16 protein-coding genes are annotated in these 17,154 nt (G+C 66.4%); 8 read left to right on the forward strand and 8 right to left on the reverse strand.

What is annotated here, in order from left to right; all coding sequences use genetic code 11:
- Position 1 precedes the first annotated feature (1 nt).
- Complete coding sequence (locus H9532_RS11605; RefSeq protein ID WP_296368643.1) at positions 2-247, reverse strand: Nif11-like leader peptide family RiPP precursor; 246 nt, start codon at positions 245-247, stop codon at positions 2-4.
- Between the two features lie 87 nt (positions 248-334).
- On the opposite strand from H9532_RS11605, the gene H9532_RS11610 reads away from it, so the two are divergent.
- The gene (locus H9532_RS11610; protein WP_296368645.1) at positions 335-769 is read left to right on the forward strand and encodes a hypothetical protein; all 435 of its coding nucleotides are present in this window, start codon (positions 335-337) and stop codon (positions 767-769) included.
- A complete protein-coding gene (locus H9532_RS11615; RefSeq protein WP_296368647.1) occupies positions 766-1,938 on the forward strand; it encodes an aminotransferase class I/II-fold pyridoxal phosphate-dependent enzyme in 1,173 nt (390 codons plus the stop codon). Before H9532_RS11610 ends, H9532_RS11615 begins: the two co-directional genes overlap by 4 nt.
- Positions 1,939-1,971: 33 nt before the next feature.
- Here H9532_RS11615 and H9532_RS11620 read toward each other — a convergent pair whose 3' ends face one another.
- From H9532_RS11620 to H9532_RS11635, 4 genes are read right to left on the reverse strand one after another with little or no spacing between them, the layout of a single operon-like run.
- Positions 1,972-2,712, reverse strand: coding sequence for a putative 2OG-Fe(II) oxygenase (locus H9532_RS11620; protein ID WP_296368649.1), 741 nt, complete (start codon positions 2,710-2,712; stop codon positions 1,972-1,974).
- 29 nt (positions 2,713-2,741) lie between these two features.
- Positions 2,742-3,590: a carbohydrate ABC transporter permease gene (locus tag H9532_RS11625; protein ID WP_296368651.1), complete on the reverse strand. Its 849-nt coding sequence runs from the start codon at positions 3,588-3,590 to the stop codon at positions 2,742-2,744.
- Positions 3,590-5,230, reverse strand: coding sequence for a 2-isopropylmalate synthase (locus H9532_RS11630; RefSeq protein ID WP_010303649.1), 1,641 nt, complete (start codon positions 5,228-5,230; stop codon positions 3,590-3,592). Before H9532_RS11630 ends, H9532_RS11625 begins: the two co-directional genes overlap by 1 nt.
- A gap of 53 nt (positions 5,231-5,283) precedes the next feature.
- Complete coding sequence (locus H9532_RS11635; RefSeq protein ID WP_296368655.1) at positions 5,284-5,811, reverse strand: NYN domain-containing protein; 528 nt, start codon at positions 5,809-5,811, stop codon at positions 5,284-5,286.
- Between the two features lie 66 nt (positions 5,812-5,877).
- On the opposite strand from H9532_RS11635, the gene H9532_RS11640 reads away from it, so the two are divergent.
- Positions 5,878-7,485: a 1,4-alpha-glucan branching protein domain-containing protein gene (locus H9532_RS11640; RefSeq protein WP_296368656.1), complete on the forward strand. Its 1,608-nt coding sequence runs from the start codon at positions 5,878-5,880 to the stop codon at positions 7,483-7,485.
- A 53-nt stretch (positions 7,486-7,538) separates the two neighbouring features.
- Positions 7,539-8,504 (forward strand): arsenosugar biosynthesis radical SAM (seleno)protein ArsS, encoded by a 966-nt coding sequence (arsS, locus tag H9532_RS11645; RefSeq protein ID WP_296369043.1) that lies wholly within the window; start codon positions 7,539-7,541, stop codon positions 8,502-8,504.
- Here arsS and crtL read toward each other — a convergent pair.
- From crtL to gyrA, 3 genes are read right to left on the reverse strand one after another with little or no spacing between them, the layout of a single operon-like run.
- Positions 8,494-9,753 carry a lycopene beta cyclase gene (gene crtL / locus H9532_RS11650; protein WP_296368658.1) on the reverse strand — a complete coding sequence of 420 codons (1,260 nt, stop codon included), beginning with the start codon at positions 9,751-9,753 and terminating at the stop codon, positions 8,494-8,496. The genes arsS and crtL overlap by 11 nt on opposite strands.
- The gene (locus H9532_RS11655) at positions 9,753-10,886 is read right to left on the reverse strand and encodes a hypothetical protein (protein WP_296368660.1); all 1,134 of its coding nucleotides are present in this window, start codon (positions 10,884-10,886) and stop codon (positions 9,753-9,755) included. Before H9532_RS11655 ends, crtL begins: the two co-directional genes overlap by 1 nt.
- Positions 10,879-13,509 (reverse strand): DNA gyrase subunit A, encoded by a 2,631-nt coding sequence (gene gyrA, locus H9532_RS11660; RefSeq protein WP_296369045.1) that lies wholly within the window; start codon positions 13,507-13,509, stop codon positions 10,879-10,881. The genes H9532_RS11655 and gyrA overlap by 8 nt, the downstream gene beginning before the upstream one ends.
- A 72-nt stretch (positions 13,510-13,581) precedes the next feature.
- Between gyrA and H9532_RS11665 the strand changes: the two genes are divergently transcribed.
- The 4 genes from H9532_RS11665 (at position 13,582) to trxA (ending at position 17,145) form a co-directional block, all read left to right on the forward strand.
- Positions 13,582-14,724 (forward strand): homocysteine biosynthesis protein, encoded by a 1,143-nt coding sequence (locus H9532_RS11665; protein ID WP_296368662.1) that lies wholly within the window; start codon positions 13,582-13,584, stop codon positions 14,722-14,724.
- 53 nt (positions 14,725-14,777) lie between these two features.
- On the forward strand, positions 14,778-15,407 hold the full coding sequence (locus H9532_RS11670; RefSeq protein ID WP_296368664.1) for a CAAD domain-containing protein: 630 nt from the start codon (positions 14,778-14,780) through the stop codon (positions 15,405-15,407).
- A 67-nt stretch (positions 15,408-15,474) separates the two neighbouring features.
- Positions 15,475-16,638, forward strand: a complete 1,164-nt coding sequence (locus H9532_RS11675; protein ID WP_296368667.1) for a GuaB3 family IMP dehydrogenase-related protein — start codon at positions 15,475-15,477, stop codon at positions 16,636-16,638.
- A 183-nt stretch (positions 16,639-16,821) separates the two neighbouring features.
- Complete coding sequence (gene trxA, locus H9532_RS11680) at positions 16,822-17,145, forward strand: thioredoxin (protein WP_010303670.1); 324 nt, start codon at positions 16,822-16,824, stop codon at positions 17,143-17,145.
- The last annotated feature ends 9 nt before the right edge of the window (positions 17,146-17,154 follow it).

Here is a 17,154-nt window from a genome sequence, read left to right on the forward strand (position 1 = left end):
ATCAACCGGGAATGAAGCTGCGCAGGCGGCGCGCCTCCTCACCGGCTCGGCGCTGCAGCTCCGCATCGCTGAGATGCTCCTCTTCCCGCAGCTGCGCCTCGATCACGTCGTGCTCGCTCACAGCGAAGCCTTCGGCCTGGGCAATCTGCAGAAGCTCCTCCAGATCCAGGGGCTGCTGCAGACGCTCCGCCAGATGGGGCTGCTCGCGTGCGTGGGTGAGGAAAGCGTCGAGCTGTTCGAGCGACACAGAAAGGCCTGAACTGAAGCTGGTCTAGCCAAAAGCCTCGCCAAGGGAGGCGGCGCATTCCAAACTTGACGAATCCGAAGCCGGTCCATGAGCCCCAGCGCCAGCTCCAGCAGCCCGCAAGCCCCCTTACCCACCTGGATGCGCCGCACCGGTGCCGGCCTCACCGCCTTGGTGGCCGTGCTGTTCGTGGTGCTGCTGCTGCAGGTGCGGCAACAGGGTGAACGCATCCAGACCCTGCAAGACAAGCTGCAGACCCTGGAGAACGACAAGGATCTCGATCGCACCAATGCCCTGGAGGAGCAGGTGCGCTCCACCGCTGAGCGCCTGCAAAACCTCGAAGGTCTGGAGCAGACCGTGCAGAGCCTGAGGAGTGAACAGGCCAGCCTGCGAGCCCAGCTGCGCAGCCAGGAGCGCGAGCCCCAGTTCCCCCTCGACAACGGCGTGGATCTCAATGGCCGCACCAGCAAACCCAAGCCGGGCCGCCTGCCCGCCTTGCCGCCGCTGCCCAGCGGTCAGGAATGAAACAACCTGCAGCCGCCCGCCGGCTGGAGCAGGTGCAGCAGCCGGTGATTCCTGTGATGGGGGAACTGATTCGTCAGACCCCCGGCACGCTTTCGCTGGGCCAGGGAATGGTGAGCTGGGGGCCACCAGAGCAGGTGCACCAGGCCGTGGCTGCGGCGCTGCAGCAGCACGATCCAGGCCTCGATCGCTACGGCCCTGTGGCCGGATCCGAGGCGCTGCGTGAAGCACTGGGGTTGTGGCTGCAGCGCGAACAGGGCTTGGACCTGTGCCAGAGCGCGGTGCTGATCACCGCCGGCAGCAATATGGCGTTCAACGCTGTGGTGCAGGTGCTCTGCGACCCCGGCGATGAGCTGATCCTGCCGGTTCCTTACTACTTCAACCACGAGATGGCGATCCGCCTGGCGGGCGCTACGCCCGTTGCGGTGGAGGCCGGCGTGGTGCCGGATTCGGAACGCCTTGCGGCGGCGATCACGCCGCGCACCCGCGCCATCGTGACCATCTCCCCCAACAACCCCAGTGGCGCCGTGTTCCCGCGGGATGTGCTGGCGGCGATCAACCGCCTCTGCGCCGAGCGCGGACTGCTGCACATCAGCGATGAGGCCTACGCGCTGTTCAGCTACGGGGGTGAATCGGTGTGGAGCCCTGGCCGTGGGGCAGGCAGCGGCAGCCACACGATCACGCTTGGATCACTGTCGAAAAGCCATGGCATGGCGGGCTGGCGCATCGGCTGGGCGGTGGTGCCGCAGAGCCTGATGGCCGAACTGGCCAAGGTGCAGGACACAATCCTGATCCACCCACCACAACTCAACCAGCAAGCCGCCCTCGGAGCGCTGGCCGCCGGCGCTGATTGGTGCCGCGGCCAGATTCACGGCCTCGCCGGACGGCGCCAACAGGTTCTCGATGCCCTCAGCCAGCCGGCTGCCCCGTGGCGCCTCCTGGCCCAGCCCGATGGCGCCTTCTATGCCTTGCTGCAGCTTGAGAGCTCCCTCAGCAGCGATCAGGCGATGGAGCAGCTGATCCGCCAGCACCGGGTGGCGCTGGTGAGCGGCAGCAGCTTCGGGCTGAGCGGCTGCTGCCTGCGGCTCAGCTACGGAATGCTCGGGTCTGCAGAGCTCAGCGAAGCCCTGAAGCGCCTGGTGGCAGGCCTGTGGAGCCTGAGCGGAAGCTGAGCTCTGGGCGTTGAGGTGTGCGGTGCTCCGGCTTCAGCCGAAGCCGCCTGGTTTCTCGCGCCCCAATGACAGCGACACGTTGCCGCGCATAGCGGCGGGAGCTGGAGGGGCACCAGGTTGTTGGGGCACCGCCACCACGTTGAACGCCAGCGACCAGCGCTCCCCCTCGCCGCGGAAAGGCGCCACTGAGTGGGGCTGCCAAGCCGGAAAAACATAGAACTCACCAGGCACCGGCAGCACGTATTTGGCCATGCCGGTGCGGAAGCTCTGGATGTGCCACTCCTCCGGGCCGTGGAAACAGAGCTGCCCATCGAAGCTGTCGTTCACGATCTGGGGCGGCACCTGCAGGAAGATCACCCCCGAGAAACTGCCGCCATGGGTGTGGGTGGGGTTGTAGTCGCCGGCGCGCTGCACGTTGAGCCACACATCGATCATCTGCAGCCGGTAACGGCCGGGGGTCCAGGGGCCACGGCCATTGGGTGGCTGTTGATCGATCACATGGCGAATCCAGCGCTCGCAAGCGGGGATCAGCACCGAGGCACACAGCTCGGCCACCGCCGGATACTGGGGCCCCAGCTCCCGCTGCAGCGCCAGCTGCCCGGCCAATTTGGCGGCGGCATCGGGGGTGGAGCCGGGGTCGGCCAACACCTGCTGAGCCAACTGCTGCAGCGCCTCGAGCAAGCGCGGCTCCAGGGTTCCCTTCAGCAGATAGCGAGGAAAGAGGCTGAGCACCTCCATGCTGGTGGAGGCATTGGCGTCATTCGGCTGGGCCATGCGCGATGGAGCGGGCGGTGGCGGCAGCTTCAGCCTTTCACGGCATCGCCGCTGGCGCTGGGCAGGATGTACCGCTGCAAGCCGATGAACAAGGCCAGCACCGGCAGGATTGACACCACTGCGCCGGCGGCAACGAGGCGCCAATCGAGCGAGAAACTGCTGGCCAGTTGCTGCAAGCCCAGGGGCAGGGTGTAGAGATTCGGGTCGTCGAGGATCACCAGCGGCCAGAGGAAATCACTCCAGGTGCCGATGAACACGAACATCGCCAGGGTGATCAGATCGGCTCGGGCCGCCGGGATCATCACGTTCCACCATTCCCCCAGGGGGGTGCAGCCATCGATGCGCGCCGCCTCTTCCAGCTCCACCGGCACGCCGGCAAAGCTCTGGCGCAGCAGAAAGATGCCGAAGGCGGTGGCGGCCTGGGGAATGATCAGCGCCCAGAGGGTGTTGCGCAGCCCCAGCTGCACCATCAGCAGATAGAGCGGGATCATCACCACCTGGAAGGGGATCAGGATCGTGGCCACCACCAGAGCCAGCACCAGGCCGCGCCCGGCGAAGCGCATCCGCGCCAGCGGGTAGGCCGCCAGCGAGCAGAACAGCAGGTTGGCCAGCACCGCCAGGCCGCTCACGATGGCGCTGTTGCGGATGTAGCCGAGCATCGGGTTGTCGGCGAACAACCGTTGATAGGCCTCGAGGCTGGGCTGGCTGGGCAGCAGCGCCGGCGGCGTGGTGAAGATGTTTTCGGCCGGGCCCTTGAGGGAGGTGCTCACCAGCCAGAACAGGGGCACCAGCATCGCTACGGCGATGAGCAGCAGCAGTGCCAACTGCAGCCCACTGGCCAGCAGGCTGCGGGGGCGACCACTCGCGGGTTGAGCCATCAGAGGCGCGGACGCTCCGCCGGGGCGAGATCACCTACCGGCAGAGGAGCCTTCTGGGGGTGCAACGGCGAGCGTTGGGTGCCAGCCACCAAGCGATTCAGCGCATTCACAAACGCCTGCGCCGCGGCCACCACGATGTCGGTGTCGGCGGCATGGCCGGAATACAGAACGCCATCAGCCCGCAGGCGGATCGTCACCTCACCCATGGCATCGATGCCCTCAGTAACCGACTTCACCGAAAACTCCACCAGCTCATTCGGCACCCGTGCCAGCTGATTGAGGGCCTGGCACACCGCATCCACAGGGCCAGTGCCGATGGCGGCTTCGGTGAGCTCAGCACCATCACCGTTCACCAAGGTGACCGTGGCGGTGGGCTGCAGGTTGGTGCCGGTGCTCACCTGCACCAGCTTGAGGCTGTAGCGCGCTTCATCCTGCTGCTGCACCTGCTCGCTCACGATCGCTTCGAGATCGCGATCACTGATCTCACGCTTGCGATCGGCCAGCTCCTTGAAGCGGGCGAAGGCGTCGTCGAGGTCGTCGCGCTCGAGGGTGTAGCCGAGTTCCTCGAGGCGAGCGCGGAAGGCGCTGCGGCCGCTTAGCTTGCCGAGGGAAATGCGGTTATCGGCCAGGCCGATGGTGCGCGCATCGATGATTTCGTAGGTGAGGCGGTTCTTCAGCACGCCGTCCTGGTGGATGCCGCTCTCATGGGCGAAGGCATTCGCGCCCACGATCGCCTTGTTCGGCTGCACCGCCATGCCGGTGAGATTGCTCACCAGGCGTGAGGTTTTGTAGATCTCCTCGGTGCGCACCCCCGTCAGGGGCTCGGTGCTGTCTGCAGGGCGACCCAGGAAGGGGTTGTAGTAGCTGCGGCGCACGTGCAGCGCCATCACCAGCTCCTCGAGGGAGGCGTTACCGGCGCGTTCGCCGATGCCATTGATCGTGCACTCGAGCTGGCGGGCGCCGTTCTTCACCGCCTCGAGGAAGTTGGCGACAGCCAGGCCCAGATCGTTATGGCCGTGCACGGAGATCACGGCCTGATCGATGTTGGGCACATGGCGGTTGATGCCATCGATCAGGGCACCAAATTCCGTTGGGGTGGCATAACCCACCGTGTCGGGAATGTTGATCGTGGTGGCGCCAGCGGCAATGGCGGCCTCGATCACCTGATACATGAACTCCGGATCGGAGCGGCCGGCGTCCTCGCAGGAGAACTCCACGTCGTCGACGAGGGAGCGGGCATAGGCCACCATCTCGCCGGCGATCTGCAGCACCTCGGCGCGGCTCTTGCGCAGCTTGTGCTCCAGATGGATGTCGCTGGTGGCGATGAAGGTGTGGATGCGCTTGTTCACCGCCGGAGCGACGGCCTCGGCGCAGGCCTTGATGTCGCCCTTGGCCGCCCTGGCCAAACCGCAGATCACCGGACCATCAGCCGTGCCCACCGTGGCGGCAATGCGCTGCACGGCATTGAAATCGCCAGGGCTGGCAAAGGGGAAACCGGCCTCGATGATGTCGACGCCCAGGCGAGCCAGCTGCTGCGCGATCGCCAGCTTTTCCTCCAGGTTGAGGCTGGCGCCAGGGGACTGCTCCCCATCGCGCAGGGTGGTATCGAAAATCAATACCCGGCCGGGATCGCGGGCCATGACGGCTACAAGTCGGAATGGTTATGAGTTAGCCCCATCCTAGGGGTGCGGCCTCAGCTGCGACCAACGCTGGCCAGCGGTGCCTCGTTTTTCTCCAGCTGCGGCCTCAGCTCGGCCAGATCCACAAAACGATCCGCCGCATTGCGCAGTTCACGGGGCACCATGCCGTCGGTGCTGATCAGCACCACCTTCACCCCCTTGATCCGCAGCACCTCCACCAGCCGCTCCAGATCGCGGCTGCCGCTGAGCAGCCACACTTCATCAATGCGATGGGCCACCGACAACAAATCGATGGCGATCTCGACATCGAGATTGGCGCGAGCGAACTGGCGCTGATCGGCATCCCCGCCAAATTCCCGCAGGGGCTTGGTCCGCACCGTGAACCCCAGGCTGGTGAGCGCATCGCGGAAGGGGCGTTGATCGGTGGGGTCCTTCAGGCCCGTGTACCAGAAGGCCGAGCCAATCTCCACACCCGCCGTGGCTGTGGCATGGGCCAGCAGCCGGCGGGGGTCGAAAAACCAGCCCAGCTTCTGCTGCACGTAGAACATGCTGTGGCCGTCGACCGCCAGAGCCAGCTGCATCGCTGCCGAATCACTGGCTTGAGCCTAAAAGCAGCGCGTAAAGTCGCCCCACTCTGAGCTGGGACCTTGGCCACCGGCGCACTGGCCACGGAGACCACCACCCACGGCGAACTCGCCCTGGTGTTGCACGCTCATCTGCCCTACGTGCACTCCAGCGAACCGGGTTCGCTGGAGGAAGACTGGTATTTCCAGGCGCTGCTGGAGTGCTATCTGCCCCTGCTGGACGTGCTGGAAACGGCCGCCGCCGATCCAGCCCAGCACCCCCGGCTGAGCATGGGCCTCTCGCCCACGCTGCTCTCATTGCTGAGCAGCCGCACCCTGAGCGAGCGGTTCGGCCCCTGGCTGGCGGTGCGCCAGGAACTGCTGCTCCAGGCCCCGGCCGGCTTTGAAGCCGCCGCCGCCGATCTCGCCCAGCAACTGAGCAGCGCCTCAGCCGCATGGCACCGCTGCAACGGCAACCTGCTGCCGCGCTTCCAGCGGTTGCAGCAGGCGGGGGTGCTGGATCTCCTCACCTGCGCCGCCACCCACGGCTACCTGCCGCTGTTGCGGGATTCCCCCGAAGCGGTGCGAGCGCAACTGCTCACGGCCGTGCGCGAACACCAACGGCTGCTGGGAGTGCGGCCCCAGGGCATCTGGCTGCCGGAATGCGCCTACTACGAAGGCCTCGATCGCCTACTGGTGAGCTGCGGCCTGCGCTACGCCATCCTCGACGCCCACGGCCTGCTGCACGGCCAGCCCAGGCCTCGCTACGGGGTGTATGCCCCCATCTGCACTCCAGCGGGGATGGCCTTCTTCGGGCGTGATAGCGAATCCACCCTGCCGGTGTGGAGCGCCCGTGATGGTTACCCCGGCGATGCCAGCTACCGGGAATTCCACCGCGATCTGGGCTGGGATCTCCCCGAGGTCGAACTCGAACAGCGCGGCATTGGCTGCCGCCGGCCGCTTGGTCTGAAGCTGCACCGGGTGAGCAGCCGCGACTGCGGCCTCGATGCCAAGCAGGCCTATGAGCCAGCCGCCGCCCATGCCAGTGCTCAGCGCGATGCAGCTCACTTCCTGCAAGGTCGCGCCCGGCACCTGCAGCAGCTGCAGACCGCCATGGAGCGTCCGCCCCTGCTGGTGGCCCCCTTCGATGCCGAACTGTTCGGGCATTGGTGGTTTGAAGGCCCGCGCTTTCTGGCGGAGCTGTTCCGCCAGGCACCCGCCAGCGGCGTGGGGCTCACCACCCTCCGCGACACCCTCAGCCGCGGCGACAGCCTGCAGCTCTGCCAGCCCTCCCCCTCGAGCTGGGGCCAGGGCGGCTACCACAACTACTGGCTCAACGACAGCAACGCCTGGGTGATTCCGGAGTGGAACCGAGCCTCGCGGGCCATGGTGGCCCGGGTGAGCCGCGGCGTGGGCAGCGAACAGGCGCGGGAGCTGCTCAACCAGGCGGGCCGCGAACTGCTGCTGGCCCAGAGCTCCGACTGGAGCTTCATCCTGCGGGCGGGCACCACCACCGAACTGGCGCGCGAGCGGATCGAGCGGCATCTGGGCCGCTTCTGGCGGCTACTGGGGGCCATCGATGGCGAGGTGGAACTACCCGATGGCTGGCTGGAAGCCGTCCGCGCCGAAGATGCGCTCTTCCCGCTGATCAACGCCGCAGACTGGGCGCAGATCCCAGCTGCTGCACCCTGACCTCCACCGCCGCGCTCGGCCCTCACCAGCAACTGGAGCTACTGGCTCGGGCTCTGCCCGCTGAGCAGCAATTCGAAGCGAGCCTGCAACAGCGCCAACTCAGCGCGCCCCGCCGCAGCGCCCTGCGGGTGTTGCAACTCAACCTGGGCAAGCTCTGCAACATGCGCTGCAGCCACTGCCACGTGGATGCGGGCCCCCATCAGGGGCAGACCCTGATGCCTGATGGCGTAGTGGAGGAGTGCATCGCGGCCATGGCGCGGCTGCGGCCGGCGGTGGTGGATCTCACCGGCGGTGCACCGGAACTGCATCCGCGCTTCAAGGAGCTGGTGCTGGCGGCCCGGGCTCAGGGCTGTCATGTGATTGATCGCTGCAACCTCACGGTGCTGCTGCTGCCAGCGCTGCGGGATCTAGCGGCCTTCCTCGCAGAGCAGCAGGTGGAGATCGTGGCGAGCCTGCCCCAACCCGAAGCCGAGAGCACCGATGCCCAGCGCGGCGATGGCACCTGGGAAGCCTCGATCGAAGCGCTGCGGCGGCTCAACCAGCTGGGCTACGGCCAGGGTGATCCCCGGCGGCAGCTCACGCTGATGAGCAACCCTTCCGGCACCCGCCTGCAGCAGCTCACCCCGTGCGACTCGGCCCAGTGGAAACGCCGTCTGCAGGAGCTGGCGGGAGTGCAGTTCGATCAGTTGATCGGCCTCAACAACATGCCGATCGCCCGCTTCTTGGAGCAACTGCAGCGCGATGGCCATGTGAATTGCTACTTGAAGCTGCTCCACGACGCCTTCAACCCCGAGGCACTCAACGGCCTGATGTGCCGCGACACGCTCTCGGTGGCAGCAGATGGTCAGCTGTTCGACTGCGACTTCAACCAGATGCTCGAGCTACCGCTCGGCAGCACCCCGACCACGATCGCGAGGATTAGGCGCGAACAGCTCGAGCAACGCGCCATTCACTGGGGCAATCACTGCTTCGGCTGCACCGCCGGCCAGGGCAGCTCCTGCGCCGGGGCTACGGCCTGAGCATCCGCAGACCCAACGGCAACTCCCGGCCCTGCATCAGCATCAGCCCGGCCTTCACGCTCCAGGGCGCCAGCACAAACAAGCGCACCATCGCTGCAATCAAGGCAGGCAGGCTGAGGGTGTTGGTGAGAAAGCCAAACCACTGCTCGCGCGGCAAGGAGAAGAAAGTGGTGAAGTGAGCCCGCAGCTGCAGCTCGGAAAACCGCATCAACTTCTCCAGGCCAAAGCGATAAAGCGCATGCCGGCGCTGCAGCTCCAGGGGCCAGAGCGCCTGCCAGGCCTGAACCGCCAGCTGCTGGCCGCGGGCTTGGGGATCCTGCAGGCCAGCGGCGATCGCCTCGGCCAGGGCCGGTGCCCGCCGCAACAGCGATCCCACCATGTACCCCGAGGCCGGATGCACCATCGAAGCCGAGCCGCCGAAACCAACCACCCGTTGTCGCAGATCCGGCAGGGGCAGGTTCATCGGGAATAGGCACAACTCCTCATGCTGGACCTCCTCCACGCTGATGCCGCGCAGAGCCAAACGCCGCATCAACCGGTCCTTGAGCAGCTCGTAAGGCACCGGGGGCGCCAAGGCGAGCGACGTCTCCTCCACGAAGAACACCCCCTCGCCGCAATCCATCGCATAGAGAAAGGTGGGCGGGCCGCAGCGCCGCTCCGCTTCGCTGAGGTGATCACAGCGGTAATCCATCAGCACGAACTGGCCGGGATCCACCGGCGGCGCTGAAAAGCGCCCAACGATGCCGTAAGCGGCCTGACCCGCCACCGGACCTTCATCGGGGCGCTGCACAAAGGGTGAGTGATGGCCGCTGGCATCGATCACCAACCGCGTCTGCAGGCGCTCACCAGCCTCGGTGATCACCACCGAGCCATTGGCATCGTGCTCGATGGCAACAGCCCGGCCCCGATGCCAGCTGGCACCAGCGTCCTGACAGGGCGTCCACCAATGCTGCTGCAGAGCCGTCTTGTCGAACAGGCCGTAGTCGATGCCATGGGCCATGGCGGGAGTGGCGAGTCGATCACCGAAATAGCTGCGGGTGTCGTGCCAGCGATGGCCCAACAACGGCTGCAGGCCGAGCTCGTCCACCTCCGGGCCCCAGATGCCGTAGGTGTTGGGCCAGGGGGCCGTTGGATCCTCCGGCGCCAAACCCTGCACGGCCACGCCCCGTTCGCAGAGGGCGGCCGCGATGCAAAGGGCTGCCGGTCCGGCACCAAGAACCAGGACGTCGATCGGAGCGGACTGCCCCATCAGAGCTGAACCTCCAACACCGCTCGGTTATTGGCCTGAAGCGCCTCGCTATCCAGAATCTGTCGCTCGGGATCGGCGATCACCTCGATGCGATGGCCCCCTGGGCGCAGATCCAGCGGCACGCTGAACTGCTCACTCGCTCCTGCGGCCAGCCAAGGCAGGCGCAGATAGCGATGGCCGGAGTAGCGATCGTTCACCACCACGGCGACCCCCACATCGCTCACATCCATCGCTCCGAGATTCACCACGCTGAAGCAGGCAGCCCCCGCCTCGAAGCGCAGCTGCTCCACAGCCAGATCACTCACCAGCGCGTGCAGCTGCTGCAGCGGATAGAGCGCGAGGCGCCGCACCGCCCGCAGCGCCGTGCCGGGGTGCTCATGATGCAGATGGCCGCCATAGCGCAGATCCACGCTGCAGCCATGCAGATGCAGATGAGCGCCCTCCGCGGGGATGGTCCCGCGTCCGGTGGCGGGATCGGTGTCAAAAAAACCGCAGCACTCCCATTGGAGTGAACGGCCTAGGTAGCGAATGGGATCGGCGGGATCGCCAGGGTCCTGCTCAGCCAGGCGGTAGTGCTGCAGCAGTTGATAGATGCTGCGGCTGGCGGTGCCCTCACTGGCCGCGCTGCTGGCGATGGCGGTGTTGCGGCGCTGCTGGCCCATGCACAGTTTGGAGGCCACCGTGATCACCAGCGAGCGCCAATCGAGCTCGGCCCTCAACCCATAGATCGGCGCCTCATCCAAGCGGCCTTGGCGTCGCACCTGCGCAATCGCCTGACCCACCAGCTCCTGCAACGGCACCCCCTCCACATCTCCAAGCTCGGCCGGATCCACCAGCACCTTGAGGGCCGCAGCATCACCGCTGAAGCACACATAGGGGAAGTGAGCGCTGCCATCGCCGCTCTGCAATGCACGGATGACGCCATCACTGGCCTGGCATTTCCAGATGGTGGTGTTGCCGGTGGCATTCGGCAGAAAGGTGAGCTCGCCGTTATCGATGCTGGTGGTGGTGCCTAAACCGAGCACATCGCCATTGAGCGGAATGGCCTCGAGGGGGAGGTGTTCATGCACATCCCCCTGGATCAGATCGCTCACCGTGTTAGCGATCCAGAGATCGCCGCGGTGATCAGGCATCGGCAGCGGTGTCCACCGGGGCCGCCTCGCCGGCAGCCACCGAATCCGCGGCTTCCTCCTCAGCCGCAGGCGGCACCAGCACCACCTCCGAAAGGCGATCACCGCTATCGAGGCGCTGCAGGCGCACGCCGGTGGCCGCCCGCGACTGCTGCGGCACGGCATCAGCCTGCATGCGCACAATCACACCCTTCTCGCTCACGAGCAGCAGCTCCTCACCCGCGCCGAGCACCTTCAGCCCCACCAACACATCACCATCGCGGCGGAACTTCATGCAGCGCAGGCCCATACCGGCCCGCTTCTGCAGGCGGAACTGATCCACCGGCACCCGCTTGCCCAAGCCGCTGGCCGAAGCCACCAGCACCCAGGGGCCCTCACTGGGGGCCACCTCTTCGGTGTCTTCTTCATCGGCGGCAGCGCTGCTGCTTTCCACCCGATCGGCGAGCTCAACCGGCAGCACATCCATGCTCACGAGCTGATCGCCGGGGCGCAGATTCATCGCCCTCACGCCGCGAGCGGTGCGACCTAGGGGCCGCAGCTCCTCATCGCTGAGGCGGAAGTGGATGGTCATCCCGTTGCGGGAGCCGATCAGCAGGCTGTCGCAGGGCTGGGCGAGACGGACCCAGGTGAGGGCATCGCCTTCCTCCAACGAGATCGCAATCAGACCATTGGAGCGAATGTTGGCGAAGGCCGAAAGACGGGTGCGCTTGATATAGCCGCCGCTGGTGAGCATCACCAGAACCGCGTCTTCAGCAAATTCACTCACCGCCAGCAGTGAGGTGATCTGCTCTTCGCGCGGGATCGGCAGCAGCTGCACGATCGGCGTGCCCTTGGCGGTGCGGCTGCACTGCGGCACCCGGTAGGCCGGCACGGTGTACACCACACCGCGATCGGAGAACAGCAGCAGCGAATCGTGGTCGTTGCAGCTGATAAACAACCGCACCGCCTCTTCGCCCTGGCTGCGAGTGCCGGCCTTGCCGCGTGTACCGCGACTGGTGGCTTCGAATTCGCTCACCGGCATCCGCTTGAGGTAGCCGTTCTCGGTGAGCAGCACCACCGAGCGCTCGTTGGCGATCAGATCGATGTCTTCGAGGCCACCCTCCACATCGAGGATCTCGGTGCGGCGAGGCGAGTCGTAGCGGGAGCGCAGCACTCCGAGCTCCTCGGTGATCAGCGCCAGCACCCGCTCCTTGCGGGCCAGGATGTCTTTGTAGTCGGTGATCTTGGCGAGCAGATCCTCGTGCTCAAGCCGGATCTTGTCGGCCTCCAGGGCCGTGAGCCGCCGCAGCTGCATTTGCAGGATGGCGTCGGCCTGGATGTCGCTGAGGCCGAAGCGATCCATCAGCTCCGCCCGAGCCGTGGCGGTGTCGGCGGCGGCGCGGATCAGGGCAATGATCGCGTCGAGATTGTCGAGGGCGATCAGCAAACCCAAGAGGATGTGATCGCGCTCCTCGGCTTTACGCAGGAGGTAGCGGGTGCGGCGCTCGATCGTCTCGACGCGGAAGTCGAGGAACACCTCGAGCATCTTGCGCAGGGTGAGCAGCACCGGCTCAGCCTTCACCAGCGCCAGCATGTAGGCACTGAAGTTGCTCTGCAGCGGCGTGAGCTTGAACAGGTTGTTGAGCACCACCTGCGGGTAGGCATCACGGCGCAGCTCGATCACGATGCGCATGCCATCGCGATCGGATTCATCGCGGATGTCGGCGATGCCTTCGAGCTTTTTGTCGTTCACCAGCTCGGCGATGCGCTCGATGAGCGCTGCCTTGTTGGTTTGATACGGAAGCTCCGTGATGATCACCGCATCGCGGTCGGGCCGGCCCTTCGCTTCGATCATTTCAATCGAGGCCACGCCGCGCATCGTCACCGAACCACGGCCGGTGGTGTACATCTCGCGGATGCCACTGCGGCCGAGGATCTGGCCGCCGGTGGGGAAATCGGGGCCGGGGATCAGCCGCATCAGCTCGCGATCTTCGAGCTCCGGGTTCTCGATCAGCGCCAGCAGGCCATCGATCAGCTCCGTGAGGTTGTGGGGAGGGATGTTGGTGGCCATCCCCACGGCGATGCCGGTGGAGCCGTTGAGCAGCAGCTGCGGGATGCGCGAGGGCATCACCGTGGGTTCCTGCTGCGAGCCGTCGAAGTTGTCGATGAAATCGACGGTTTCGCACTCGATGTCTTCGAGCAGGCTGTCGGTGGTGAGCGCCTGCAGCCGCGATTCGGTGTATCGCATGGCGGCGGGCGGATCGTTATCCACCGAACCGAAGTTGCCGTGGCCGTCGATCAACGGCATGCGCATGGAGAAATCCTGCGCCATCCGCACCAGGGCGTCGTACACCGCGGTGTCGCCATGGGGGTGGTACTTACCGAGCACCTCACCCACCACACGGGCGCACTTTCTGTAGGGCCGGTCGCTGGTGAGGCCCAGCTCATACATCGCGTAGAGGATGCGGCGATGCACCGGCTTGAGGCCGTCGCGGGCATCGGGCAAAGCCCGGCCCACGATCACGCTCATCGCGTACTCCAAGTAGGAGCGCGACATCTCGTTGCGCAGATCGGCCTGGATGATGCGGCCGTCTGAATCGCCTGGTCCGCCTGGACCGGTTGGGTCTTCCCCGTCCCCGGGTGTCATCGCGCCGGGTTCGGTTGGATCCGCCATTCGACAGGACTTTGATTAGAACGCATTTTATCGGTTGTTGCGCCTGTGTCTGCCGCCCGCGGGAGTGCGCCCGCCCGAAGCGAGCCCGAGCTGATTGCCCTGCAGCAGCGCGGCGATCTGCAGGTGTGCACAGCCGGGCAATTTCGCGATCGCGTGGCGGAGTTGGGGCTGGAGGAGGCCTTCCGCCAAACCCATGTGGTGGTCGCCAGCGAGGCCGGCTTCACCGCCCAGGCATCGCTGGTGCTGCATCTCGGCCCGAGCGATCCACCGATCCGGATCGAACGCTTCCGGCTGGGGGCCGCCGAAGCCGGAGGCGGCCATGGCAACACGGATCTCGTGCTGCCGATGCAGGGCGGTGGTGCCGCCGCCCTCGAAGCACTGCTGCAGGGGAGGTCGCTTCCCTTCAGCGCCAGCGGCCAGGCCAGCCCGCAACAGCCGCGCCAAGAGCTGGAAACTCAGCTATCGCTGCAGCAGATCGGAGCCGGCCAACTGCTCCTCCACCGCGCCATCGCCGAAAACGGTGTGGTGGCGGTAAGCAGCCGCGATGGACTCACACCCACTCCCTGGGGGCCGGTGCTGGGCCCCATGGGTAGTGCCCTATTCAGCTGCGCCGGAGCCGGCAGCATTGGCATGACGATGCCCGGCCTGCAGGCGCTCGGCCCCGGTTCACCCGTGCTGGTGGCCGGCGCTCTGGGCTGGGTGAGCGGCGCCGGCGCTGGCCACAATCCCCAGGCACGCCGCCAGGCCAGTGGCCATGCCCTCAGCCCAGGGGCCAGCTGCGCCGTGAGCGTGGATCTGCACGGCCTGGAGCGGCGCTGGATTCGCTCCTGCGAGCACAGGCAGGAGGGCAGTGGCCTGCTGGTGGCCCTGGCGGCACCGGTGCCGCTGCTTGATCTCGCTGCGGCCCGCCAGGCTGCCTGCGGCAACGAGCAACTCCAGGCACCGGTGCTCGATTACGGCATCCCGCGCCGAGTGCGCCCCAGCCTTGGGAGTGTCAGCTACGCCCAGCTGCTCAGCGGCAGGCTCACCCTCGGCGAGCAGCGCATCCGCTGCGCACCGGCCCACAGCCCCCGCCTTGCCGAGGAGATCGGTGCGGAGCTCTGCGAGCGGCTGCGATCCGGCCGATTCCCCATCCGCCTTCCCCTGGTGGGCCTGCCGCAACGCCCTGCACTCCTGCCGCTGGAGTGATTTCTGTAGGAATTCAGCCGTAAGCTCCCTGGCTGAAGCAATCGCCACCGACCATGTCCGACGCTGCTGACCCCAAGCCGGACACCGAGCAGCAGGTCGAGCCCGTGGTGCTGGGCACTGAAACAACACCGGAGCAGGAGCCGATGGGAGAGGCCGCTGCCGTGAGCAGCGAAGAGCCCCTCAACCAAACGCCGCCCACCGAAACACCGGCCACCGAGGCAGTGGCAGCGCCGGTCGAGGCCACAGCCGAGCCCGCCAACCCAGAACCCACAGCCGAGCCTCCTGCCCCCACCGATATCCCCACCGTGGCCAGCACCCTGGAGGTGCCCGCCAGCCCGCAGCTGGCAACCCCGGCAGCCGATCAGGACGGCGGCGAATGGGAGCTGCTGGTGGAGAAGGTTCGAAACTGGATCAGCAGCGGACAACTGCAGGAGCAGTGGCAGAGCGCCCGCACTCCGCTCAGCCTGCTGGCCGGCTTGATCGCTGTGCTGCTGGTGCTGCGGGTGTATTCCGCCGTTCTGGGGGTGCTCGACAGCATTCCGCTGCTGCCAGGGCTGCTCGAGCTGGCCGGCCTAGTGGCCGTGGTGCAATTCAGCCTCACCCGCCTGGTGCGCAGCAACGATCGCCGCGAGGTGATCGAGGGTCTCAAGCAGCGCTGGCAGAGCTTCCGGGGCCGCGGCTGATCCCACCTCCCTGCAAGGACGCCATCGGGCCGGTTGATAGCTTGGCTCGATTGCGTCATGGATTTCGGTGGAGATTCAGCTCGGTCGTTCCCGCACTGTTCGCCGCGCCTACGGCATCGATGAAATCGCTCTCGTGCCAGGCGGTCGCACCGTGGATCCTGCGGTCACCGACAGCAGCTGGACCCTCGGGGGTGTAACCCGCGAAATCCCGATCATCGCCAGCGCCATGGATGGCGTGGTGGATGTGGGCATGTGCGTGGAGCTCACCAAACAGGGCGCCCTCGGCGTGCTGAATCTCGAGGGTGTGCAGTGCCGCTACGACGACCCCAACCCCGCCCTCGATCGCATCGCTGCGGTGGGCAAGGAGGAGTTCGTGCCGCTGATGCAGGAGCTCTACAGCCAGCCGGTGCGTGAAGACCTGATCCGCAAGCGCATCGCTGAAATCAGGGAGCGCGGCGGCATCGCCGCCGTGAGCGCAACTCCCGTTGCTGCTTTGAAGTTCGGCAAGGCCATCGCCGAAGCCGGCGCTGATCTGTTCTTCGTGCAAGCCACGGTGGTGAGCACCGAGCACGTGGGTCCTGAGGGTCAGGAAAGCCTCGATCTCGAAGCCCTCTGCCGCGACTTCGGCGTGCCGGTGATCATCGGCAACTGTGTCACCTATGAGGTGGCCCTCAAGCTGATGCGCGCCGGTGCCGCCGGCGTGATGGTGGGCATCGGCCCCGGTGCCGCCTGCACCAGCCGCGGCGTGCTTGGCATCGGCATCCCCCAGGCCACCTCAGTGGCCGATTGCGCCGCCGCCCGCGACGACTACATGAAGGAGAGCGGCCGCTACGTGCCGATCGTGGCCGACGGCGGCATCGTCACCGGCGGTGACATCTGCAAGTGCCTGGCCTGCGGTGCCGATGCCGTGATGATCGGCTCCCCGATCGCCCGCGCCGCCGAGGCTCCCGGCCGCGGTTTCCACTGGGGCATGGCCACCCCGAGCCCGGTGCTGCCCCGCGGCACCCGCATCAAGGTGGGCACCACCGGCAGCCTCGAGAAGATCCTGCGCGGCCCCGCCTCCCTCGACGACGGCACCCAGAACCTGCTGGGTTGCATCCGCACCTCCATGGGCACCCTGGGCGCCCGCACCCTCAAGGAGATGCAGCAGGTGGAAGTGGTCGTGGCCCCTTCGCTGCTCACCGAGGGCAAGGTGTATCAGAAAGCCCAGCAGCTGGGCATGGGCAAATAGCCCGTCATCACTGACGCGGAAGACAGCGGCGTTACCCTCATGTCGTGCGGGCTCCGGCCCACACACTCCTCACACCCCCCGGCCCGGCGCGTCCGGGCCTTCTGTCTTCTTTACGAGTTCCGGCAGGGCCAAAGCCTTCCCGGAAACCATTGCTAGATTCCCAAAACACTGACCCAAACTCGGATGTCCAGCGCCGCAGCCGTCACCGACGCATCCTTCGAGCAAGACGTGCTCAAGAGCGATGTGCCTGTGCTTGTGGATTTCTGGGCCCCCTGGTGTGGCCCTTGCCGCATGGTCGCCCCGATCGTTGACGAGATCGCCAAGGAATTCGAGGGCAAGATCAAGGTGTTCAAACTGAACACCGACGAGAACCCCAACGTGGCGAGCCAGTACGGCATCCGCAGCATCCCCACCCTGATGGTGTTCAAGGACGGCCAGAAGGTGGACACCGTGGTAGGTGCCGTGCCCAAGACCACCCTCTCCGGCACCATCGCCAAGTACCTCTGATCAGGCGGG

The organism is Vulcanococcus sp. Clear-D1, assembly GCF_014654725.1.
In the GTDB taxonomy this organism is placed as follows: Bacteria; Cyanobacteriota; Cyanobacteriia; order PCC-6307; family Cyanobiaceae; genus Vulcanococcus.